Annotated in this window: 21 protein-coding genes, 1 tRNA gene and 2 pseudogenes; 15 read left to right on the forward strand and 9 right to left on the reverse strand. The window is 57.7% G+C overall.

The window, feature by feature from the left end:
• The first annotated feature begins 14 nt into the window (after positions 1-14).
• From B5527_RS20885 to B5527_RS20895, 4 genes are all read left to right on the forward strand, one after another.
• A tRNA-Lys gene (locus B5527_RS20885) sits at positions 15-90 on the forward strand.
• 196 nt (positions 91-286) lie between these two features.
• Entirely contained in the window at positions 287-430 is a 144-nt protein-coding gene (locus B5527_RS44295) for a hypothetical protein (RefSeq protein ID WP_154072416.1), read from the forward strand.
• 10 nt (positions 431-440) lie between these two features.
• Positions 441-1196, forward strand: a complete 756-nt coding sequence (locus B5527_RS20890; protein WP_079603216.1) for a DUF5131 family protein — start codon at positions 441-443, stop codon at positions 1194-1196.
• A 98-nt stretch (positions 1197-1294) separates the two neighbouring features.
• Positions 1295-1858 carry a hypothetical protein gene (locus tag B5527_RS20895; RefSeq protein WP_079603217.1) on the forward strand — a complete coding sequence of 188 codons (564 nt, stop codon included), beginning with the start codon at positions 1295-1297 and terminating at the stop codon, positions 1856-1858.
• A 406-nt stretch (positions 1859-2264) separates the two neighbouring features.
• Here the strand turns inward: B5527_RS20895 and B5527_RS20900 are convergent, their stop codons facing one another.
• The gene (locus B5527_RS20900) at positions 2265-2468 is read right to left on the reverse strand and encodes a cold-shock protein (RefSeq protein WP_079607401.1); all 204 of its coding nucleotides are present in this window, start codon (positions 2466-2468) and stop codon (positions 2265-2267) included.
• A 404-nt stretch (positions 2469-2872) separates the two neighbouring features.
• On the opposite strand from B5527_RS20900, the gene B5527_RS20905 reads away from it, so the two are divergent.
• The 3 genes from B5527_RS20905 (at position 2873) to B5527_RS20915 (ending at position 6143) form a co-directional block, all read left to right on the forward strand.
• Positions 2873-3142 carry a hypothetical protein gene (locus tag B5527_RS20905; RefSeq protein WP_079603218.1) on the forward strand — a complete coding sequence of 90 codons (270 nt, stop codon included), beginning with the start codon at positions 2873-2875 and terminating at the stop codon, positions 3140-3142.
• Positions 3143-4318: 1176 nt separating this feature from the next.
• Positions 4319-5680 (forward strand): O-antigen ligase family protein, encoded by a 1362-nt coding sequence (locus tag B5527_RS20910; RefSeq protein ID WP_079603219.1) that lies wholly within the window; start codon positions 4319-4321, stop codon positions 5678-5680.
• A gap of 187 nt (positions 5681-5867) precedes the next feature.
• Positions 5868-6143, forward strand: coding sequence for a hypothetical protein (locus B5527_RS20915; RefSeq protein ID WP_079603220.1), 276 nt, complete (start codon positions 5868-5870; stop codon positions 6141-6143).
• Positions 6144-6442: 299 nt separating this feature from the next.
• On the opposite strand, the gene B5527_RS20920 is transcribed toward B5527_RS20915, so the two are convergent.
• Together B5527_RS20920 and B5527_RS20925 are read right to left on the reverse strand one after the other, a co-directional pair.
• Positions 6443-7528, reverse strand: a complete 1086-nt coding sequence (locus B5527_RS20920) for an HWE histidine kinase domain-containing protein (protein WP_079603221.1) — start codon at positions 7526-7528, stop codon at positions 6443-6445.
• Positions 7529-7613: 85 nt separating this feature from the next.
• A complete protein-coding gene (locus tag B5527_RS20925) occupies positions 7614-7805 on the reverse strand; it encodes a hypothetical protein (protein WP_154072418.1) in 192 nt (63 codons plus the stop codon).
• A 652-nt stretch (positions 7806-8457) separates the two neighbouring features.
• Here B5527_RS20925 and B5527_RS20935 point away from each other — a divergent pair.
• Positions 8458-9143: pseudogene (locus B5527_RS20935) on the forward strand (Crp/Fnr family transcriptional regulator).
• 232 nt (positions 9144-9375) lie between these two features.
• Here B5527_RS20935 and B5527_RS20940 read toward each other — a convergent pair.
• From B5527_RS20940 to B5527_RS20950, 3 genes are all read right to left on the reverse strand, one after another.
• Positions 9376-9555: a hypothetical protein gene (locus B5527_RS20940; protein WP_079603223.1), complete on the reverse strand. Its 180-nt coding sequence runs from the start codon at positions 9553-9555 to the stop codon at positions 9376-9378.
• A gap of 151 nt (positions 9556-9706) precedes the next feature.
• Positions 9707-10159, reverse strand: a complete 453-nt coding sequence (locus tag B5527_RS20945; RefSeq protein WP_079603224.1) for a PPC domain-containing DNA-binding protein — start codon at positions 10157-10159, stop codon at positions 9707-9709.
• 5 nt (positions 10160-10164) lie between these two features.
• Positions 10165-10725, reverse strand: a complete 561-nt coding sequence (locus B5527_RS20950; protein ID WP_079607403.1) for a type 1 glutamine amidotransferase domain-containing protein — start codon at positions 10723-10725, stop codon at positions 10165-10167.
• Positions 10726-10977: 252 nt separating this feature from the next.
• Here B5527_RS20950 and B5527_RS47725 point away from each other — a divergent pair.
• From B5527_RS47725 to B5527_RS20960, 3 genes and pseudogenes are all read left to right on the forward strand, one after another.
• Positions 10978-11288 (forward strand): annotated as a pseudogene (locus B5527_RS47725) (NADPH-dependent FMN reductase); the annotation flags it as partial.
• 29 nt (positions 11289-11317) lie between these two features.
• Complete coding sequence (locus tag B5527_RS46485; protein ID WP_245332673.1) at positions 11318-11857, forward strand: hypothetical protein; 540 nt, start codon at positions 11318-11320, stop codon at positions 11855-11857.
• 178 nt (positions 11858-12035) lie between these two features.
• Positions 12036-12401 (forward strand): response regulator, encoded by a 366-nt coding sequence (locus tag B5527_RS20960; protein ID WP_079603225.1) that lies wholly within the window; start codon positions 12036-12038, stop codon positions 12399-12401.
• Positions 12402-12523: 122 nt separating this feature from the next.
• Here the strand turns inward: B5527_RS20960 and B5527_RS20965 are convergent, their stop codons facing one another.
• Positions 12524-13546, reverse strand: coding sequence for an alpha/beta fold hydrolase (locus tag B5527_RS20965; RefSeq protein ID WP_079603226.1), 1023 nt, complete (start codon positions 13544-13546; stop codon positions 12524-12526).
• Between the two features lie 499 nt (positions 13547-14045).
• Here B5527_RS20965 and B5527_RS20970 point away from each other — a divergent pair, with 499 nt between their 5' ends.
• The 4 genes from B5527_RS20970 to B5527_RS20995 all read left to right on the forward strand — a co-directional run bounded on the left by B5527_RS20970 (position 14046) and on the right by B5527_RS20995 (position 18437).
• On the forward strand, positions 14046-15185 hold the full coding sequence (locus B5527_RS20970; RefSeq protein ID WP_245332674.1) for a YihY/virulence factor BrkB family protein: 1140 nt from the start codon (positions 14046-14048) through the stop codon (positions 15183-15185).
• 757 nt (positions 15186-15942) lie between these two features.
• The gene (locus B5527_RS20980; protein ID WP_079603227.1) at positions 15943-16950 is read left to right on the forward strand and encodes a L,D-transpeptidase family protein; all 1008 of its coding nucleotides are present in this window, start codon (positions 15943-15945) and stop codon (positions 16948-16950) included.
• Between the two features lie 120 nt (positions 16951-17070).
• Positions 17071-17322 carry a hypothetical protein gene (locus tag B5527_RS20985; protein ID WP_079603228.1) on the forward strand — a complete coding sequence of 84 codons (252 nt, stop codon included), beginning with the start codon at positions 17071-17073 and terminating at the stop codon, positions 17320-17322.
• Between the two features lie 836 nt (positions 17323-18158).
• A complete protein-coding gene (locus tag B5527_RS20995; RefSeq protein ID WP_245332675.1) occupies positions 18159-18437 on the forward strand; it encodes a hypothetical protein in 279 nt (92 codons plus the stop codon).
• 483 nt (positions 18438-18920) lie between these two features.
• Here the strand turns inward: B5527_RS20995 and B5527_RS45430 are convergent, their stop codons facing one another.
• The gene (locus B5527_RS45430; RefSeq protein WP_172842624.1) at positions 18921-19097 is read right to left on the reverse strand and encodes a hypothetical protein; all 177 of its coding nucleotides are present in this window, start codon (positions 19095-19097) and stop codon (positions 18921-18923) included.
• 482 nt (positions 19098-19579) lie between these two features.
• Positions 19580-20782, reverse strand: coding sequence for an extracellular catalytic domain type 1 short-chain-length polyhydroxyalkanoate depolymerase (locus B5527_RS21000; RefSeq protein ID WP_079607405.1), 1203 nt, complete (start codon positions 20780-20782; stop codon positions 19580-19582).
• Positions 20783-20785 lie beyond the last annotated feature (3 nt).

A 20785-nucleotide genomic window follows, 5' to 3' on the forward strand; every position in this document is an offset into this window, starting at 1 on the left:
ACACCGCGGCGAGTGAGCGCGTAGCTCAGGTGGTAGAGCACGTGACTTTTAATCATGGGGTCGAGGGTTCGAGTCCCTCCGCGCTCACCAATGAAATCAAATGCTTAGCTGGCTTTTAGCTCCGGAATTTCGGAACAAAAATATTCTGAGCACGCTCTGAGCACACCGTGACCCTTCATTCCCCGCCCGCAAATCGGCGCAACATGGAGCGCAACAAAGCCATATAGCCGTTGCAGGAACATAACAAGAACATTACATAGAGTGCTCACTGAAAGGAGCCACGTGTATGCTTGGCACGAATCTACTGGACGGTGTGCAGGGGAATTTGGTGGCCAAGAACACGAAGTTTTTTGATGAACAGCTTGATCAATCAGATGCGAAAGCGCGCATAACCACCTTCGCCGATCACGTTAAGGTAACTTTCAAGTAAGGATTCCGCCATGGCCACCAATTCGCCGATCGAATGGACCGAAGCGACATGGAATCCGGTCGGAGGATGCACAATCCTGTCGCCTGGTTGCACGAATTGCTATGCGATGCGTCTTGCTCGCCGTTTGGAAGCTATGGGCCAGCCCAAATACGCGGGCACCACTCGTGTGTCGGGTGGACGAGCGAAGTGGAATGGCAAGATCGTGTTGGACGAAGTGGCGTTGGACATACCTTTGAGATGGAAGACTCCAAAAATCATCTTCGTCAACTCAATGTCGGACCTGTTTCACGAGAAGGTGCCGCTTGAATTCATTTCGAAAGTGTTTGATGTCATGCAGCGGGCACGCCATCACACGTTCCAGATTTTAACGAAACGTGCAGATCGCCTTTCCGACGTGGCAGACAGGTTGCCATGGCCAAACAACGTTTGGATGGGCGTCAGCGTCGAAAGCGAAGATTACACCGATAGAATTGACCACCTCCGAAGTACGCCTGCGTTTGTTAAGTTTCTCAGTTTAGAGCCGCTACTCGGGCCGCTGGATAAACTGAATCTCACGGGAATCGATTGGGCCATTGCTGGTGGAGAAAGCGGGCCTGCCGCCCGACCAATGAACCCTGATTGGGTGCGATCTATCCGCGACCAATGTGTCAAAGCAGGAGTGGCGTTCCACTTCAAGCAATGGGGCGGCGTGCAGAAAAAGCAAACCGGGCGGGTCTTGGACGGCCGCACCTGGGATGAGTTACCGAAGAGGACAATGGCTGCTTAAATCACGATGCCTACCGCCGGCATTGAGACCTTGCAGCCATTTTGCGCAGTCCGTCCCGCGCAGTTCGTAGTAAACGCGGTAGCAGAAAAGCTTGCCTGATGGCTTCAGTTGCCTCGATCATTCACGTCAGCCGCCTTGATGCAGCCACGCGCCAACTTGCGACGGCCATTAGGCTCTATTTCGAGGACGACGATCCCGTTTCGGTTCATACGCTGGCAAAGGCCGCGGGCGAAATAATCGACAGGCTTTGTGAGCTAAACCGGACGCCCGCAATGCGTGCCGACATGTTGGAAATGATCGTTCCCGATAAGCGCCGCTACGTAGCGGACAAACTTAACGAGGCGGCGAACGCCTTTAAGCATGCGTCGTCAAAAAAGCCCGATAAGACACCGATCGAATTTTCTGACGATCAAAATTTTTTTGCGATCCTGATGGCCGTCGATGGGTTTCGCCTTCTTGGCGTAGACCTGATCGAGGCCAAGCACTTCGGCGGTTGGGTCCGTCTCGTCGAACCTGGTTTGATGCTGAACCCGACCGAACCTGCGGTGCTTGCCGCCATCGAACGGATATTCGGAGATATTACCAATCAACCGCGTGCAGCGCAAAAAGCGGTCGCGCGCGACGCGTTGCATTTGGCGAAGACTGGAAAGCTGCCCGCCTGACCGCGTTGACATGCACCGCTAGTGGTGCATGTTTACTAAGTACCTGATATTGTTGACAAATATTGATTATGATGGTTCCATTGTTCCAGCGGGAATCATCCCGCCTATGGGGACTGCTAACAAAACATCCGGGGACCCGCCAACACCCGCTAGGAATTGGGGACCCGCCGGGGACCCCCGATAGGGTGAGTGCCCGCTATCGATTCTCCCCTTGAGCACAGATGGAAACTGGCCGGCATCGATTACGCTTTGGCCCCCCGCGCGAACTGGCGCGCCCTCACCTCTCATCGTCCGGACGCCACCAAAAAGCCGTCACCGGGTTTGAGGCGGTGACGGCTTCGTGCACAGTGTTGAAGGTCGCCTTGGCCCCACATACGCCGGCGGGCGATATGCAGGAGAAAGCCTCTCAGCCAACCCGTAGGTTTTCCGCGGACGTTTTGCCCCGGTTCTCCATCTCTTCGTAGCTCACCTTGGCACCCTCATTGAGGCTGCTCAGGCCGGCTCTTTCCACGGCCGAGATGTGCACGAATACATCTTTGCCGCCTTTGTCGGGTTGAATAAATCCGTACCCTTTAGTCGTATTAAACCATTTCACGCTACCTGTTGCCACGTTGCACACTCCTTAAGAAAAACAATTGTTGCAATAGATTGCTGAAATGTGGGGACTTTAAGATCGGCCACTCGCAGATTTAAAACAGGCCGCTATAAAACAGAATTTAAATTTAAATAGTTAAATTTAATGGTGTCGGGGCTGATTGCAGAGCCAAAATCAAAAGCGAGCCGGGCGCCCCCGGCACGTCCTTGTGCAAGACGGCCTCAGCTACCCCCTAGCTGGGGCCGTTTCTTTTGGTCGCCCGTCCTCACCGCTCCTCGTCCCGGATGATGCCCAGCCCTCAAGGCGCGCCCAGCGCACTCGGAACATCTGAACGAAACGTGAGGTTTGCGCACCTTGTGGTCGAGACTCCCCGCTACCATGAATCGTGAAAGGCGGTGTCCCAACTCGGGAGATCCATCATGCGAAAGCTGATCGCGACGATAGCGTTGCTGGCCCTGATCGATACTTCGGTCGCGGTTGCGCAAACGGTTGGTATGGGAAATTCATCCGCACCACCTCCTCAATCGACGAACCCGGACAGCCGATTGCTGCCGGCACCAGTCGGCCACCGCCAACCGCGGGTCGATCAAGTGCCCGACGAGAAGAACCTGGGTGATCCGAACGATCCGATCAATCGCGAGAACGCGGCGCTTGACCGCATGACCAAGGGCATTTGCCGCGGTTGCTAACAACTGGCCTTCTCACCGCTCCTCGTCCGGATGCACCCGCCGATAAGGCATAATCTCGGCGCGGTTCGGTCAACTTGATTCTGTGAACTGGGGTAACCCCGGAGGGCGGCGAGCACGGCCCCGCCACGGCAAAGCCGCCACCAAGGCCCCCAGCCCAGTGGTGGAGCGGGATTATCGCAGCGCTGGATGGCCGTTTGAGGCGCTTTAGCAGATCGTGGCAGACGGCTCACATGCCGCCACCACCACCGCCACCACCGCCACCGTTTCTGGAATTTTCGTATGTATAATCTTTGGGTGCGCCGGGCGCGTAACCGAAAGCTCCGGGATAACTCCTCATCCAACCCGTGGTTTGCTCGGGCCGTAATGCGTGGGCGGAGACGCCCGGGTGGAGTTTCCTGGAGACGTGTCGCTTGGAGACGTTATGCTGCACCCTCGGTGTTTTGCTTGATGCATCCCGCGCATACACGGCCGGTGCGGCGGCGATGAGAGCGGCGGCAGAAAGTGCGATGATAGCTGTCTTCACTTTTCGTCCTCCCTCGTTTGAATATTCAACCTAAATAATGAACCCCAACGTCGTTCCGTGAATCAGTCACATCACGCGATGGTGAAGTTGAGGCGCTTGTAGCGGTCCGCGATTGTCACTCACTCCCAGCGCTAGCGGCTTATCCACGGCTCGACCTAGCTGCCTGCCAATATTCCTCGATGCGCCCCGTTCGATCCATCACGCAAGGATACGCATTGGGGAAAGCGGAAATTCAAGTGAGATCAATGAGCGACCGCAACCCAAAGCTGGGTTAACGAATCGGCTACAATATTCCCATGGGCGCACCAACCGACCGAGACGTAAAACGGCTCTTTGCCGCATCTGGAAATCGATGCGCGTTCCCTAAATGCGATCTAGCTATCGCCGGGTCGCTAATCGGATCGGCAGTGGCAAGGATATCCAAGGGTCCGACCGTCGATCTTTAACCAAGCTGTAATTGCGCCGAGAGCAAAAGGGGTCAGCGGCCAAGATCAGAACCGCCATTATGTCCGTCGTGTTACGGTCGTTACGACCCGCGTTGTGGGCGGCAGTCTGGCTGGCTATTCGGTTGTTGATAATGCGGGGCCACGGTTTTTTGGTCGGTCGCGGGGAACTCCCGACAGGGAAAACTGCGATCTGACGGCTTGTTCGCCATGGTTGCAGGGATAAAGTTCCACACCAATGAGGGCCGGATAATGCAACGGTCTCGACGGGCAGCAGCAGCGAGCGCGGCGGGTTTCGCTTTGCGGGCACTTCGCAGTATCGCTGGATTGGTTTGTCTTGTGTTCGCTGGGGCGTATCAGCTCAGGGTGATGACTTACTTTCTGCCTCGTCTAGTCGCTGATCGTCACATCTGGCCCGCGATCTATTACGGCTTCTGGCTCATTGCAGTTTGCACCACGCTCGCTGTGCTGGCCTTCCGCCAAGATATATTGAAACGCACCCTTCCCGTTCTGATCCTGTGTGCGCTGGCATCGGCGCTCCCATTCGTTCACGAGATCGATCAGATCACCAAAATCTTCTTTGTGGCGATGGGATTTTTCGCCTGCGCCGCGGTGCTTTCAGTCCTCGTTGATCCCCTGACGGTACTGCGAATCTCAGCGCTGGCAACTGTCGCCGGGGCCGTGATCTGTCTTGTCGATGTTCTGTTCGCCTCGGGGCGTGCGGCGGGTCTAAGTATCGCCCCGAATGTTGCCGCCGCCGCTTTGCTTCTGGGAAGCTCCGCTGCTTATTTGTCGATCCCGGCGAGGTGGCTCGGCTACTTCCTTCTCATCGTTGGCGCCGCGCTATTCGTAACCCTCTCGAAATCGACGCTGCTGGCCGCCTGCGGGATCTTCGCCATCGTGGTAATCGGAAACAGGTTGCAGCGGCTACGATTTCCGCGCTTCGCATGGCGGCCTCACACACTCGTCGCACTGGGCCTTGTGGCATGGATAGGTGTTGCTCTTTCCACCAATGACCGCTTTGTGTTTGCTACGTCCAACGCGTATCGCGTGTTCAGTAACGCCGTCCCTGCTTCCCAGGCGGCACGAAGCACAATCGAGAAAGCCGTCACGTTGGCGAGTGCCGATCCCGATGTCATGCCGACCGAAGCCCTCATAGCGGAAATCGGGAGGCGCAGCGAGACCGAGAGCGACGTCAATTCCATTTCGGCGCGATGGCTGTTGATGGAACGCGCCTGGTTGGTATTCAAAGGCGAGCCATTTTCCGGACTGGGCTTTGCCTCTGCTTACGCTCTCGAGCCGCACAATACCTTTCTGTTGTTCATGCTGGCGTTCGGGCCGATTGGACTGTTGGTGCCACTCGCCTTCCTGGCGGTCATAGCCTATCCGGCCATACGCTTTAAGAGCATCAGCCTGTCGGCCCTTCCGATGGCGGCCTTCGCGGTGTTGATGACCTCGCACAACATGCTGTTCGATCCGGGGCTCCTCGCACCGCTTGCCTTTGGATGGGCTGGGGCGGCGGTCGCCGGTGCTGCGTTAGCCGATCAGCGAACATGGCCAGGCTCGCAATGACAATCGCAACCTGATCGAGCGGTCTTTGAAGGCCGTGGATTGAACCGACGTCGGCGCTGTGCATGTTTCGCTCGGACGATTCGCGCCGCTGACTTTTCAACAGCCCCGATCGGCAGTGGCGCGGATCCGTTCCCGGCCCAACCCATGGCGTGATTTGCCTGGCGGATTTCAGCGCTTTTGATGCGCCATGCCCTGGCGCCGAAAACCTGTAGCTTGGCTTGAATACTGGGAAGGCCCCGTCAATCGCGGCGCCGGCTTCAAAACCGTGCTCGTCTATTGCGTCGGGCCGCCCAAGGGCAAGCTGTGCGGACACTGCGGGCAGATACCGCTGCAGGATCTGCCGGACTGGGATTGGCGGGACATCAGCGCCCACCTCCGCTGCACGGCTTGCGGCACCGTCGGCTACGTCGACACGCGCCTGAATTGGAGCGAGGTGATCGACTTCAACAAGGGGATATGCTGAGATTTGGAGCATGAAATGCTCCCGTTGCGAGGACTGCGGCTGGGTCTGCGAAAATCATCCTGACCGGCCTTGGGATGGCGAGCACGCCTGTACCTGCGGCGGCGCCGGTTTGAACGGCGACCACCTTGTAGTGGAAGGGTGCCATATCAAAATAGCCTTGCATGGGGCAGAGATAGGCGAGATCGGGTCCGCAACGAGTCAGGGGAAACAGGCGTCCGCGTGCCGACGCCGCTGGCGCGCGCTGTGGCCGTCGTGGCCAGTTAGCTCAGGCAGCTTTGCCATCGTCCGTGGCGGCAAGACTATGCAAGCGGCAGGGCGATCTCGCACGTGAGCCCTTGGTCGCGCCAATCAAAACGCACCTCACCCTTGAGCTGGCCTGCAATTATGTTTTCCATAATGCTCGTGCCGAACCCGCGGTGCGTGGGCGGCGTAACCGGCGGCCCGCCCGACTCGATCCAGCGCAAACTGAGCCGTCCGTCTGCCGTCCGGGACCACCCGATTTCAACGTAACCATCCGTTGCAGACAGCGATCCGTATTTTGCCGCGTTAGTTGCGAGTTCATGCAAGGAGATTGCAACCGTCTGAGCCGTATACGGCTCCAGCATTACGCTTGGGCCGTTAGTTCGCACACGCGCCTCTTTCTCCCCGCGATAAGGCAACAGCTCCTGCGCGACCAGACTGTGAAGCTCGGCTCCCATCCAGCGCGATTGCACGAACAGTGCATGGACCTTTGCGAGGGCGTTGATGCGCCCTTCGATCACTTGCTTGAGATCATCAGACCGATCGGAATGAGAAAGACGCACCGTTGCTAACACGGTGGCCAAGATGTTTTTTGTTCGATGCTCGGCCTCTCGCGCGAGATTGACGATTTGCGCCTCGCTGCGTTTGCGCTCCGTTATATCCTGGAAGCAGTTAACAGCGCCGACAATGTTTCCACCGTTATCCTTGATTGCCTCGATGTCAACGAGCGCGATGCCGCGCAAGCCGTCAGGTCGCTCGATGTGTACTTCCTGTTCGCGCAAGGAGATACCGGTGCGCAGCACATCTGCCATGGGGCATTGATGGTGCGGGAGCAGACTACCGTCAGGCCGGAACATTCGATACGATCCACAAAACCGTTCATCAGGATCGCCGAGTTTAGGCGACCGGCCCCATAGTTCGGCGGCGCGGCGGTTGTATCGAAGAACAAGACCGTCCCGGTCACAAACGTAAATGGCAAATGGCAGTTGTTCGAACAGCTGCCCGGGCATTTCGAAGGCTTGTTCCTCGTTGCCCGCACCGAGGGCGATTTCGGCTGCGTTCGCGAAGACCGCATCCATCTCGGTGGAGGTTCTCTCGCGTTTGCGCTGGAAGGAGCGTAGCGCGTAGGAAAGTACATTGCTCATTGTGCTGTAACCTCAGCTGAATTCAGCATTTGGATTATCTCGGGGTCAAAATCCGACATTCTGCAACCTTCCCGATCCGCGCGTACTATTTCGATCTGGCGGTTTGTGGTGTGAGTGCGCGCTTCATGGAAGCATACACCCTCAACTGTGCCGCATTACGAAGCGCATTCTGTCTTGCCTCTCCCTCAGGCAATAGCTTTGCCTCACTGGCGCGCGCGTCTGCCTGCTCTTCCAGATGGTCGGCCGTCAAAAATACGACCTTCTTCCTGTTACCCATGCCGGACCTCATTTCGGTGAGTACAAATTGCTATCAAACCAATCGAGATGTTCGGATTGCGAGTGGCTGGATACAACTTGCATTTGATCGATGTGGCCGCAGCTTGTGCAGCGCAGCGTCCGATGCTCGTATCCCGGTCGCGAAGGCGTGATCCGCTGCACCGTGGTAACGCCGCGGCAACGGTCGCATGGTGAACTCGATAGGACCCGGGGTGCGAAGGGGCTAATTGAGCGGACATTTTAATCTTCCATGAGATTGCCGAAATCTAGTCCGGGCATTTAAGTTCGCCGCGAAGCCACCCTCTCAGGTCGCCGCTCATGGGGTCGCTGACCACCAAGGTTCGCTGGAAACGATCACACCTGGGGCACTCGAAAGTGCGGAGTTCGTAACCCGCTGGGCCGGGCGCAGTGCGGGCCGGTATCGTGCGGGTCTGGCGCGGGCGCTCGATGGCGCTCAGCGGGGGACCGGTTGGTAATGCATGAGGGCCGGGCACGTGAGGCACCCCTTTTGGATCGGACGGGTGCACGACACGCTGCCGGACACCGGCACTGACCTGGGTCATTTTCTCCCTTGGAAATTGGTCCGCTGGTCAATATTGACCACAACGCATCATTTTTAATATTTAGGCATCGCTGGTCCAAAGGAGGGGCTTGTGAAGTCAGCCAAGCGACAGTTCGATCCCCAAGCTTTTCTAGCCAAAGTCGGGACCGGCAAGACGATATTGAAGTACCGTAAAGGCCGGATCATCTATTCCCAAGGCGAAGAGGCTGATCGGATCTTTTACATCCAATCGGGCAAGGTGAAGGTGACCGTTGTTTCCGAGCAAGGCAAAGAAGCAGTCGTCGGAATATTGGACAAAGCGCAGTTTTTTGGCGAGGGATGTCTGAATGGTCAGGCGGCCCGCGTTGGAACCGCGAGGGCAATGGAGGAGTGCGTTATCACCTCAATAACGCGGAGGGCGATGATGGCGGCGCTCCGCAAGGAACCAAGGTTTTCAGAACTTTTCGTGACTTACCTGGTGACCCGGAGCAATCGCATTGAAGAGGATTTGATCGACCAGCTATTCAATTCGAGTGAGAAGCGGCTCGCGCGCCTTCTTCTCTTGCTGGCCAATTTCGGAAAAAATGGAAAGCCAACGCCAATCGATGCTTCGATCAATCAAGCAACCTTAGCGGAGATGATCGGAACGACCCGACCCCGGTAAGCTTTTTCCTGAACAAATTTCGTAAGCTCGGATTGATTAGCTACAACGGCAAGATCGAGGTGCACCGTTCTTTGTTGAACGCAGTCTTATATGAAAAACCTCAGCTAGAAAGAAGCGAAAAGCCGACCGATTAATTAAAGGATTCCGCCGGTCGCGATGAGCACCGGGACTCGGCCCAAACACCACGGCCTGCAAGACGGCTTTCGGAAGTCTCACCCCGACTGCCGACTGGGTCCGCCCCGACGCTCTTCAGCACCGAGCCGGACGCGCAGAGCCATCAGTTGGATCGACGATTCCCTGCAGGCAGCTCGTGATTGATCTGGCCCGGGACAGAATGGTTAATAGCGCATCGGCTAAAAGCCGGAACTATGAATGCTCCTTGGATGCCTCGTCGCGGCTCTGAAGCTTGTCGCCGTCGTTTTTCTTTTCGGACCTTTCCTCGGCGGTTTTGACTGTTTTGCCGGACATGTTGCCGGGATTGTAATGATGTTTTCCAGGCGCCTTTTCGCCCGGCAGCTTCTCATTCGGATTTTTATTGTTCGCCATGGGACACTCCTTTGGACTCTCGAAGACAAGGCCTCGAACAGTGTTAAGTTTCGCCGAGTTAAATTCAAACTGTGCCGGGCAACTCGCGAAGTGTCCCGACGATCTGAGTGGCGCTATAGGCTTGCGCAGGAAGCTACTGCCGAGCTGAAATTCAGCGCTTCCCGGCCTCCAGGTCGATAAGGGCTATTCCGATATCGGCCCTCTTCGTCCGTCTTAACTTGGCCGGCGTATCGGTCAGAACGACTTCCAGCGTCGGCCGGACCTTGCCCTCAAGAAGGTGACCGCCGCGCGTGGTGCCGTCGGACAGGCCGAGAACAACATGAATGTGAAGGCTCGATTTGCCGTCGTCGCCGACAGCGACGTCGCCAATTGCGCTCAACACTTCGCACTGCTGGGCGACCTCGATTTTCTTGTACGTTTTCTTCTCAAAGTCGAACCAACCGACAGTGGCGTTCTCAAAGGCACCGATGGCGGTCAGAGAGGCCGCGGTGATTCCTGCGTCGTTGGCAAATTTCGCCAACGCTGCGAATGCTTCTTCACCGGATTCAAGAATGACGACGCGGGTCTCCGCTCCGGCGTCGCTGGCTATCTTCGCGCTCTTCATGCCCGTTACGCCGCGCTACGCCGGGTGTGGCCGCCTTCCTTGATCTCCTCGATAATCTTGGCGCTGAAGGCTTCGAGGTCGCCCGGATTCCGGGACGTGATGACGCCCTGATCGACAACGACCTGGGAGTCTTCCCATTGCGCGCCGGCATTCGCCACATCGGTCTTGATCGATTTGAACGACGTCATCCTTCGGCCCTTTGCGATACCGGTCTCGATGAGCAGCCATGGCGCGTGGCAAACGGCCGCCACGACTTTCTTCGCGTCGAATATATCCTTGATGAATTTGAGCGCCTTCGGCTCGACCCGCAGCAGGTCCGGATTTATCTGGCCGCCAGGCAGCACGACGGCGTCGTAGTCTTTCGCGGAAACCTCATCGAGGGTCTTGTCGACCTTCACCGACCGGCCCCAGTCCTTTTTTTCCCAGCCCTTGATCTCGCCTCCGGCCAAAGAAACGACGTCGACGGTCGCGCCCGCCTTCTTCAGCCGGTCCCGTGGCACTTCGAGTTCCGCCTGCTCGAAGCCATTGGTAGCGAGAATTGCAATCTTTTTTCCGTCCAAATCCATCGGATCCTCCGTGGTGTTACGTTCCCAAACAATCGGCAGCATCAAAGATCGTTCCAGAGATCTCACGACTTACGGGGTCCCAGCTATTACGGTGCACCCCAGCACGGTCGGCCCAACTGCTTCCCCCGGAATAAGCTCGATGGTTGGGCGTGCTCGAAGAGTTGCGTTTCGGAACTCAGATGCGACCTCGGCGGTAGCTGAAATGTCTCGTTAGAGGTCGCGTCTTGCCCCCACATCGATGTTCGCAAGGGAATGCCTCCGGTCAAATTGTCCCGGGACGAATTCGAAAAACGTTATCGCAGCGGCGTCATCGCGAGCTCAGTGCGATTGTGGATGCTGCTTGGGATGCGTACAGCAACTCGCGAAAAATCGCCGATAACGCGTAAGGCCGTCCCGGGCTTTGCCGATCCGGACTATGAGATGTCGGTGGATTGGCTGGCGGCGCGCGAGGCAATCCTCGCCGCACACGCCGACACGACGACGTCAGCGCGAAACTACGTATCCTGCTGATCAACGGGTCCTCGCGCAGCGAGCACACTTGCCCCCGCGAAATGTCGAAGACCTGCGTTCGCCGGTCGATTGGCTAACCGACATGTCGTTGATTTCGGCGGGCGGCATGGCAGAGACGGACGGCTACATCGGTTACATGAAGGCTTACGCCACGGCACATGAGGCGCTGGACGAGGACAAGGCATTTCAGGAAGAGGAATTAGCGATATCCCATCTCGGTCAAATATGCCTATCCTTCTCGGATAGCGACCCTAAGATTATCCGCACACTTATACCGAGATTTGATATGGCCCTTGTGAAAACCTCAAGAATCGCGGGTTCAGCAGCAAAAACCCGGCGTTTGGATGTGAGCCCCCCGGCACCCCTGCGAGTTCCAAAGACGAGGGCTCTGAAACCAGGAAAGGGTCTGAGCACGGACAAGGTGTCCGAGCGGGTGGCGGCGGCTACCGAAGAGCTCGCGAGCGGGCTGACCCAGGCTTCGGCGGCGGCGGAAGAGCTTCGCCGATCCATGGAACAAATAGCCACGGGGGCCGACGAGGCCGCCGGCGGCGTCTCAAGAGCAGTTGGCGGCGATCAAGCAGGTCACGGCGAACCCGACCACAGCCAGAGGAGAAGCCGATAGCTCGCGGCGGAGAACCGAGGCTGCGCAGGTGCTGCTGGCCGAAACGAGTGCTCAGATCGGCGCTTCGGTCCAGTCGATCGAGCGTAACTTGGCGCGCTCCAATGAAACAACTTAAGTGCATCGAGCCTGCGACCCCCGTGGCTATCACGGCCGAATGCTGTGTATCGAGGAATAGGTATTGACGGAATCCAAACAGCGTCAGGTGTCGATCCTACTGGTTGAGGATGAAGCCTTGATTCGCATGATGATCGCGGGAATGGTGGAGGAACTGGGGCATTCGGTTGCCGGCGAAGCCGCCAATATCGCCGACGCCCTACGGTTAGCACGAACCGCCAATTTCGAAATCGCCATTCTCGATATCAATTTAGGCGGGTCGAAAATCGATCCAGTAGCAGCCGTTATTTATAGCCGCGGCTTGCCGTTTATATTTGCGAGCGGCTACGGCGCGGCAGGAGTTCCCGAAGCATTCCGCGATTGCCCCGTGCTACAGAAACCATTCTTAATAGAGCGGCTCGGCGCGGCAATCAAAACCGCTTTGGAATGAAGTTGGTAAGATTGTCGGACCTGATCGACAACGTCCTGGATTCGCGCGCGGACGGCCAAGCGCGGCATTACGTTGAACCCGGACGCCCCGATCGTTCATGACCCGCGACGCCGACCTCATAGCTATTCCGCTGCTTCAAGTTTCGATGGGCTCGCCGCTTCCCGTATAGCCAACATCACCTGATCCGTGGCCGTCTGCTGGATCATGTGACCGTTTCCGGGAACCCGATGAAACTTGCTCTGGGAAATCTCGGAATGCAGCCGGGCCGACTGCGTATCGATATCGATCAGCCTGTCTTGCTCGCCGGCAATGATGACAACCGGCATCTTCAAATCCGCATACTGATTGCGCAGCTTGAAGGCGTCCGGAATCATGAGCGCCGATTCCGCGGCGGATGCCCGGATCTGCGAAGGACGAAGGGCCATTTCCTTTGGAAATGCTTCAAACTTCTTCGGCACAGATCTGGGACCAAAGATCTTTGCCATCATCAGCGGCCATATCGCGCGGCTAATCAACGGCGACAAGGAATGACTGAGGATGTCGCCGATGAGTGGCAAGGCCGGCGCACCCATCGCGATGACGTCGGGCCTTGCAGTGGGATAATAGTACCCCGAGGCGAGGACCAGTCCGCGGACCAGATCGGGATTTTTCAGGGCCAGTGCCACAGCAACCGACGCGCCCCATGAGTGTCCGAGAACGACGGTGCTTGAAACGTCGAGCCGCTTGAGCGCTTGTTTGATCAGTTCGGCCTGGGCGTCGGGCGACCATACGACGTTGCGCGGCCGGTCGCTGTGGCCGAAGCCGGGGCGATCGAAAACGATGACCCTGTAATTTTTTGCCGCGAGATCAACTAGACCGCTGGATTCGAAATCCTGGATCATGCTGCCATTGCCGTGCAGCAGAACCAGCGGTTCGCCCGAGCCCCGTTCAACATAGTGAAGCCGAACGCCGTTCACATCAAAGAAGCGGCCAGTGGGCGGATTTTTATGCTCCGCTTTCTTCGCAAGATTACGATTGATCAAGGCCATTGCGGCCAGTGTCCCAATCGCAACCGCCGAAGCTACCGCGTAAGGACGCGCCTTTGCGTTGCGACGGTTAACGGGCATGGAAGAACGAAGGCGTCTAACAGGCTTCGCTGAGGTCATGGATTGCACTCGGGATTTGCGTGCACGAAATCCGGACGATCCTGGGAAATGTTGCAGCGCTGGGTAAACAAGCGATACACGGGTTCGTTCCGCGCGCTTGCAGTTCCCCGCAATCCGCCGATCACTGGCCGTGATCGCGACCGCGCGAGGCGAGCAGCCGGCCGCCGCCAGAACCAGAAGGACCTTCTCATCCGCGCCACAAATCAAGGCGCGGGCAATCTCTTCCGGAGCTGGACCGTATTGCGGACGATTTTCCGCGCGATCGCGACGTCCGCCCCGGAGACGGTAATTGGAAACCTTGATCCGTGGCGAACGCGGCTTGATCTAAGTGCTGTACGCATGGCTCAAAGGATTGGACGCGCGAAACCATCCAACGCCCCACCAACCCCTCCGGTTCGTCGTTCATCCGGACCTCAACGCGGCGAAACTATTCGCGGATGCAGGCGCTCAGCCCGGATCTTAAGCGGAACTCTCCTTCCTCGGTCGCGGTTAGAATTCGTTGGAGGAGTTTCTGGGCATGGAAGCTAAACCTGACCGGCGTCCCAATCTCACTGGATGGAACCTTGCTGCGGCTCTTGGTCTGCTGGCTGCCGCTTTCCTGATAGAGCGCCTCGCGCCCCAGGAGAACCAGGGATTGTCAAAGCGGAAGACGAAGCGAGAGGCCTCTGCCCTCGGTCTGACGGCGGAGGGCAACGACCGTGGCCGTCTTGCGGCGTCGCCTTCAGAGATACCCGCGAAGGGATGGAAGGACATCCTGCTGCGCGTGTATTCCGACGTCGGGGACCATCGCATTCTGGCCTTGGCTGCCGGCATGACGTACTACAGCCTTCTTGCGATCTTTCCCGCCCTTGCGGCTCTTGTTGCGATCTACGGTCTGTTCTCGGACACCGGCACCATCGCAAAGCATCTCGACGAGGTGTCCGGATTCGTCCCGAGTGGCGCCATCGACGTGGCGCGCGAGCAGCTCACGCGTGTCGTGTCGAAGGGGAATCAGACCCTCGGTCTGACGTTCATCATTGGCCTTGCAGTATCGCTTTGGAGCGCGAACGCTGCGATGAAGTCCTTATTCGACACGTTGAACATCATTTACGGCGAGAACGAGAAGCGCGGTTTCCTTAAGCTCAATGCCATGTCCCTGGCATTTACTCTCGCGGCCATTGCGTTCGTTTTGGCCGCGCTCGGCGCCGTCGTCGTCTTACCCCTGGTCCTTAACTACCTTTGGCTCTCGGACTTCGCGGACCTTTTCGTTCGCCTTGTGCGATGGCCGGCCATGCTCCTCGTGGTGGCGCTGGCCCTCGCATGCATCTATCGCTTCGGGCCGAGTCGTGAGGCTCCGCGCTGGAGATGGATCACGTGGGGCAGCCTAGCGGCCGCGATTCTTTGGCTCGGTGCCTCGGCGCTGTTCTCCTGGTACGCCGCGAATTTCGGCAAGTTCAATGAGACCTACGGTTCGCTGGGCGGAGCGATCGGGTTCATGACGTGGCTCTGGATTTCTGCAATTGTGATCCTGTTCGGGGCCGAGCTCGATGCCGAGATGGAGCACCAGACCGCCCGAGACACCACAACGGGTTCGCCAAAGCCGATCGGCGTGCGAGGAGCGCACATGGCCGATACGGTAGGGGCCTCGCAAGGCAGCTGACATGCCGAACCTGCTGAAGATTCCGCAAGCTTGACTTCGAGCCGAAGCTGCGCGTGTTCCCGCTCGCAACGGCTCTACCGGGATCTCGGCGTCATCTCGCTTGCCGAGCTTAAGGCGGCCGCCAAAGACGACCGCATCCGTAGGGCCAAGGGCTGGGCGCGGCGCTGCAGACCAAGATCCTGCAGAACGTGGCCCATCGCCAAAAGTGGCGCGGCACGGCTCTACATGCACCGCGCCGCGGCCCTGCTCGAGCACGCGAAGCAGACCCTCGAAAAAGGCGCAGCCCGAGTTCAAGCACCTAACCATCGCCGGCGGCTTCCGACGCGGCTGCGAGTTCGTCGCCGAACCAGGCTTCAGCATGACCTGTTTTGAATCTGCTGGGGGCCCAAAAGTGGCCAGCGCGGGGTCTACTCGGCCGGTCGGGATCGTATCGGGATGGGGGGCGCGGTACGCAGGATTAAGCACACTCCGGGACGACTGCAACGGCCGGGAACTAGCGGTAGTTTACCTCGTTGGAACCTTAACCGCGCTCTGAAACATTGCCCGTTTTGGTCCAACAAGGGAGAGAGATATGGAGAAAAAGATCGCAGGATTTTTGGGCGCTGTGGGTGCGCTGGCGTCTCTCAACGCTGCGCGGGCCGCAACCCCATCCGATTCAACAGAAGCGCTAAAGGCTCGGTCCTACGCTGACTGGTTAGAACCGATTCCGAATGCAATGGCCGGCTGTGCTAAATAGAATCTCTGGAAGGACTTTCGGATGTATCGCACATTACTCGCGCTCGTGTTGGCTTTGACTATTTCAGTGGCCGATGCCGCGGGACTTCTGAACACACAGGCCGTCGAAAGCGCAGCATTCACGGAAAAACTTCCTTCGAAGGAAGTGGAGTCGCCACTTACGGTCAAAGTCGAGGTGCTGTTGGATCGTGCCCACTTTTCGCCCGGTGAAATTGATGGGAAATTGGGGGAAAACGTAGAAAAGGCAATAACAGCCTATTCCGAAGCGCATGGATTGACGGCAGGCGGGAATCTCACGGGCGAACTTTGGGCGATGCTGTCCGCAGATACACGCCCCGTGCTCACGGCTTATGTTTTGACAGAGAATGATCTCAAAGGACCATTTCTCAAAAAGATTCCTGCAAAGCTGGAGGACATGAAGGGCCTGAAAGCTATTAGGTACCGAAACGTTCGAGAAGCCCTTGCTGAGAAATTTCATATGAGCGAACGGCTTCTCGCGGTTCTCAATCCTCAGAGCAAATTCAATCGGGCGGGTGAAAAAATTGTAGCTCCAAACGTCATAGCGCACGAAACTGGCGAGACGAAGAGGTCGGTAGCAAAGATAGAAGTCGACAAACAAAGACAGACCGTCAAGGCATACAGCCAGTCAGGAGACTTGTTGGCGTTTTATCCCGCCACAGTGGGAAGCGAAGAAAAGCCTACACCCGACGGCACGCTCAAAATCATCTCAATCGACGCGAATCCGACATATCGATACAATCCGGAATATAAATTTCGGGGCGTAAAATCGAAAAAGGCGTTTGTAATCGGACCAGGCCCCAACAATCCTGTCGGTAATGAATGGATTGGCCTGTCGAAAGAGGGTTATGGAATACACGGCACGCCGGAGCCGTCAAAGGTCAGCAAAGCGGAATCTCACGGCTGCATCAGGTTGACGAATTGGGATGCAGTTCAATTGGCTTCCATGGTTAAAAAAGGGGTCCCGGTCGAATTTGAAAACTCGCAAGCAAAAGGATCACACCAGCTCTAACTCTGCTCGACCTGCCCGGACTTCCAGAAAGCTCCGGTTCCGCGATAATTGCTCGGATCTCGGGAACCTTTGACAACGTCTTTTCTTTTCTCTTCACATCAACAAAGAGAGGAGATTTTCATGAAGTATGCTTTCGTGTTTGCTGCCCTGGCGGCGCTTTCATCCCCGGCTTTTGCTGAGGATGTCGGTGTTGGCGTCGGTGTGGGACCCGTTGGAGCAGGCGTGACCGTTGGCGCGGATCATCGGGATGTTGACCGCGAGCGGGATCGTACAGTTGTCAAGGAGCCTGAGCCGTCCGAGCGTACCACCGTGATCAAGAAGGATCATGATGACGGTACGCGCAGCAAGACCGTAATTCATGACCGCGACTAGAAAGGAAAGGCCCCGATCCAAACCATCGGGGCCTTTCTTCATGTGAAGGCGAAGAATGGCGCTACTTGCAACCGGGTATCCGCAGACTGCGACGGCAAAACGCGGCGCTCGGAATCGATAGGCGAATCATAAAAACATGGACGCGACTAATGTTAAAATTAATTTTGCGGCTCGTGCCGTTCTAAGAAAATGGCCGTCAGTAAACACCGAACGAATTAGCTCCACCGCAAGCACTGGTCCGTATTTGGTAGCTGATGGTACTCTCGATGAATGCATACGGCAGTTCCAATCCAAGCCTGCGTCCCAGCATCATCTGTACGAGATTCACGCAGCTCCGCAGGACAATTTAGTGACCGCTATCTTGTCGGCCGAGCACATCATTGAACTCGGACGGCTACGGGATTTTCTATAGCGTCTTCTGACCGGCTAGGCTGTACTGGCAGACCCGGTACACCATGGCTCTGAAGCGTCGGCGGGGTTTCTATACAAGCTGCACGAACAATTCGGGACTCTTGGACTCGCGGCCGCAGCCTACAAATGCCGGCAGTGGTGGCGTTCGAGGATAGCTTTTGCGCCGCAGTCCCCTTTCCAAGCGAACCCTACTGAGGGAAAAAATTCGGCAACGAGAGCCGCGGTTGCGGGGAACTGGAGGGCCGACCGCACATTGTACCTGCATCGCGGCAAGACAGGCCACAGCCTTCCTAACTCAGAGCGGTTCACAGGTGCCCTTAATCCGTTACTTCGTCTTTGTCGGCAGCGCCCTCCTCGCGCTGCTGTTCCTAACGGACTGGTACTGGCCGACGAACGTCGGAGCCGTTTCTTTTAGAGACCCGCAAGTGGACAAGTCGATCATCCGGCTGCACTCGGCGCAGCGATGGCCTGATCGTATCGTTCTGGATACCAGCCAACCGACCATCGTTCCTCCGCCCCAACAGACCGCCTGGAATGATATTCCGCCCAAACCGCTGGACGCGCAGGCGCAAATGCAAGTGCTCCCATCGAAACAAGCTGTCGCATCCGTCAAGTCGAAGCGGAGGGTTGCAAGAAGAGTTCAGCGGACCCGGGTAGCCGCAATTCCGGCCGCGCCGCACGAGCGGTTTTTCCCGAGCTGGTAACCGTGGTGCGCAAAAAACCTCTGCTTGACGGGTTTACGCCATCAGAGACTCGACGGCCGCCGAATCGGTGACGGGGACGGCCGCCGACACGAGGCGGCCTCGGATGAGCCGAAATCGATCGTCGAGGCCGCGTTGCCCGTCGTCGCAGATGCTGCCGCCCCGAAACATCGCTCGTGCAGGTGGACAAGCGAGCACCCCCGATCCGGTGCCAAACGACGCCAAGGAGGCTGTGAGCTCCATCGAAATTCTCGACGGGTGCCTGGTAGCGGACATCTGCATCGACGCGATATCCGCTGTAAGCCGTCATCCGTCACCCAAGACTTCCTTGGCATAGCCAATGTCGTTTAGCCGGGATTGGACCTGGTATGGAATGTGGCACGTGGCTGGGCGCGTCGCGATTTGCCGCAACGCCTCAAATTCAAAGGTCGGTTAGCTTCGGCGGAAGAATTTGGTCCATCCAAGTGAAACAACAACCGGTTAACGCTAGGCCCAGCGATCTTCTTCGTCTCGGGCCTGGTCAGTGTTCAAACGGTCGGCAACGTCTTCCGCGGTCTTCTTATCGCATGCTTCCGCGACAGGTTTGCCAGTGTCGGTAATAATTTCACTTTGCTTTGTGTGGACCGGGAAATCTTCCGGTTTTAACGCCTTCTGATCGGGCATGGCCGGTTCTCCATTCGAGCGTTAATAGTGCGGCCGACTGACGCGTAACTACTCCTCGCAAACAAATCGCTCGGAGCGAGAACACTCTTCACACCTGAATGTCGAGAAGTCCGGGCCTTTATCCCTGGCCTCATGCAGAACAATTACCATCGCGCAGCCGCACGCTGGGCAGGAGGGCAATTCCGCCGTAGCCAACGGGTAGAGCAGAAGATCCTGGTCTACATTCATGGCGTGACCTGACAGTCCGGAACCTCAACAAGCGGAATGCCGAATAGTTGCAGACTGAACATCGCCCAATGAAAAATGCCGCGCACGACGCCCGCGGAGGCCGTTCCAACCAAACCAAAGAGACGGCCCGAGGAGGCGGGCTGCGCCGGGCAGTCTAGGAACGGCGCAATTGCCTCGCGCCGCGATCACGGCAGCGGTGATCCGGGAAGCCCTGCCTGCGAGAGAGAATTACGTTGGCTTTGCTCTGAAGAACTCTAACCTGGTTGCTGTGGGAGTGAATTCTCGAGGAAGAAGCGCAGCATTTCCTTCGTTGCGTCCGGTCCCCGCGGATCCGTGTAGGAGCCCGCCGGACTGCCTCCTGACCATGCGTGGCCGGCACCGTGGATATTCCAGTGCTCCAGGATTTCGTGTCCGCCCGCGTCGGTATGGGTCGTGCGGGTGTAGGCATGCCCTCCGGGTATCTGCCCGCGACGCACTTTTTTTTGCGTGCTCGTCGTACCGATGGCCTGTTCAAGAACTTGATCGCCATTGTCGGGATGCACAGTGGCGTCGCGGTCGCCGTGAAAAATGATTGCCGGGACAGGTGGCCCGTTGCTGGAAATGACCCTGCGACCGGGTCCGCCGCCTTGCCGCATGGCGGCAAATGCGGAGGGCATGTCAGTGGCGGCCCCGCAGGCGAGGCCGGAATGAATCCCGACCGCCGCATACAGATCGTTATAGGTTGCTCCCATGATTGCCGCAGCGGCCGCTCCGGCCGACAGTCCGCCGATATAGACGCGTTTTGGATCAACCGAATAGTCGCGCATGACCTGGCGCGTGATGCCCGCGATAAGCGAGGGCTCGCCTCCGCCGCGTTGTTGGTCGGCTGCGCGAAACCAGTTCCAGCATTTCGACTGGTTGGCGTCGCTGCGCTGTGCAGGATAGACCACGAAGCACGTTTGTTCCTCTGCGATGAAGTTCATTCTCGTACCGGCGGCGAAATCGTCCGGCGACTGGGTGCAGCCGTGAAGCATCACGACCAAAGGAAGCGGCTGCCCCTGATAGCCACTCGGGACAAAGAGCTTGTAGGCGCGGCTTCCCGCCGGATTGCTGTAGGCGCCTTCGATGAACTTCGCGCCCTCCGGCACGATGTCCGGCGTCGACGGCGGGGTGCGCTTTACGCCTCGCATTCCGAGCCAGGAGCCATCCTTTGCGCGATCGAATAACGGCTGGAGGCTGCGCGCTGGAGCCGATGTGGCCTGCGTCAGGTGCGCGCTATCGGTCTCCGCGACGTCATTAGCCTTCGCGTCGATGGTAGGCGGCTCGCGGCCTGGAAGGGAGATGCGCCCCGGGTTGCGCGATGTCGCGTCCGGCGCGCCCTCCCCGCGGAGCATGCGCTGAAGCAGCGCGGTGGCTTCGGCCAGTTGGCCCGCATGCGTCAGCCGTGTGGCTTCGCGAAATGTGTCCTGGTTCAGCATCGT

This window comes from Bradyrhizobium erythrophlei (genome assembly GCF_900129425.1).
GTDB classification, from domain to species: domain Bacteria; phylum Pseudomonadota; class Alphaproteobacteria; order Rhizobiales; family Xanthobacteraceae; genus Bradyrhizobium; species Bradyrhizobium erythrophlei_C.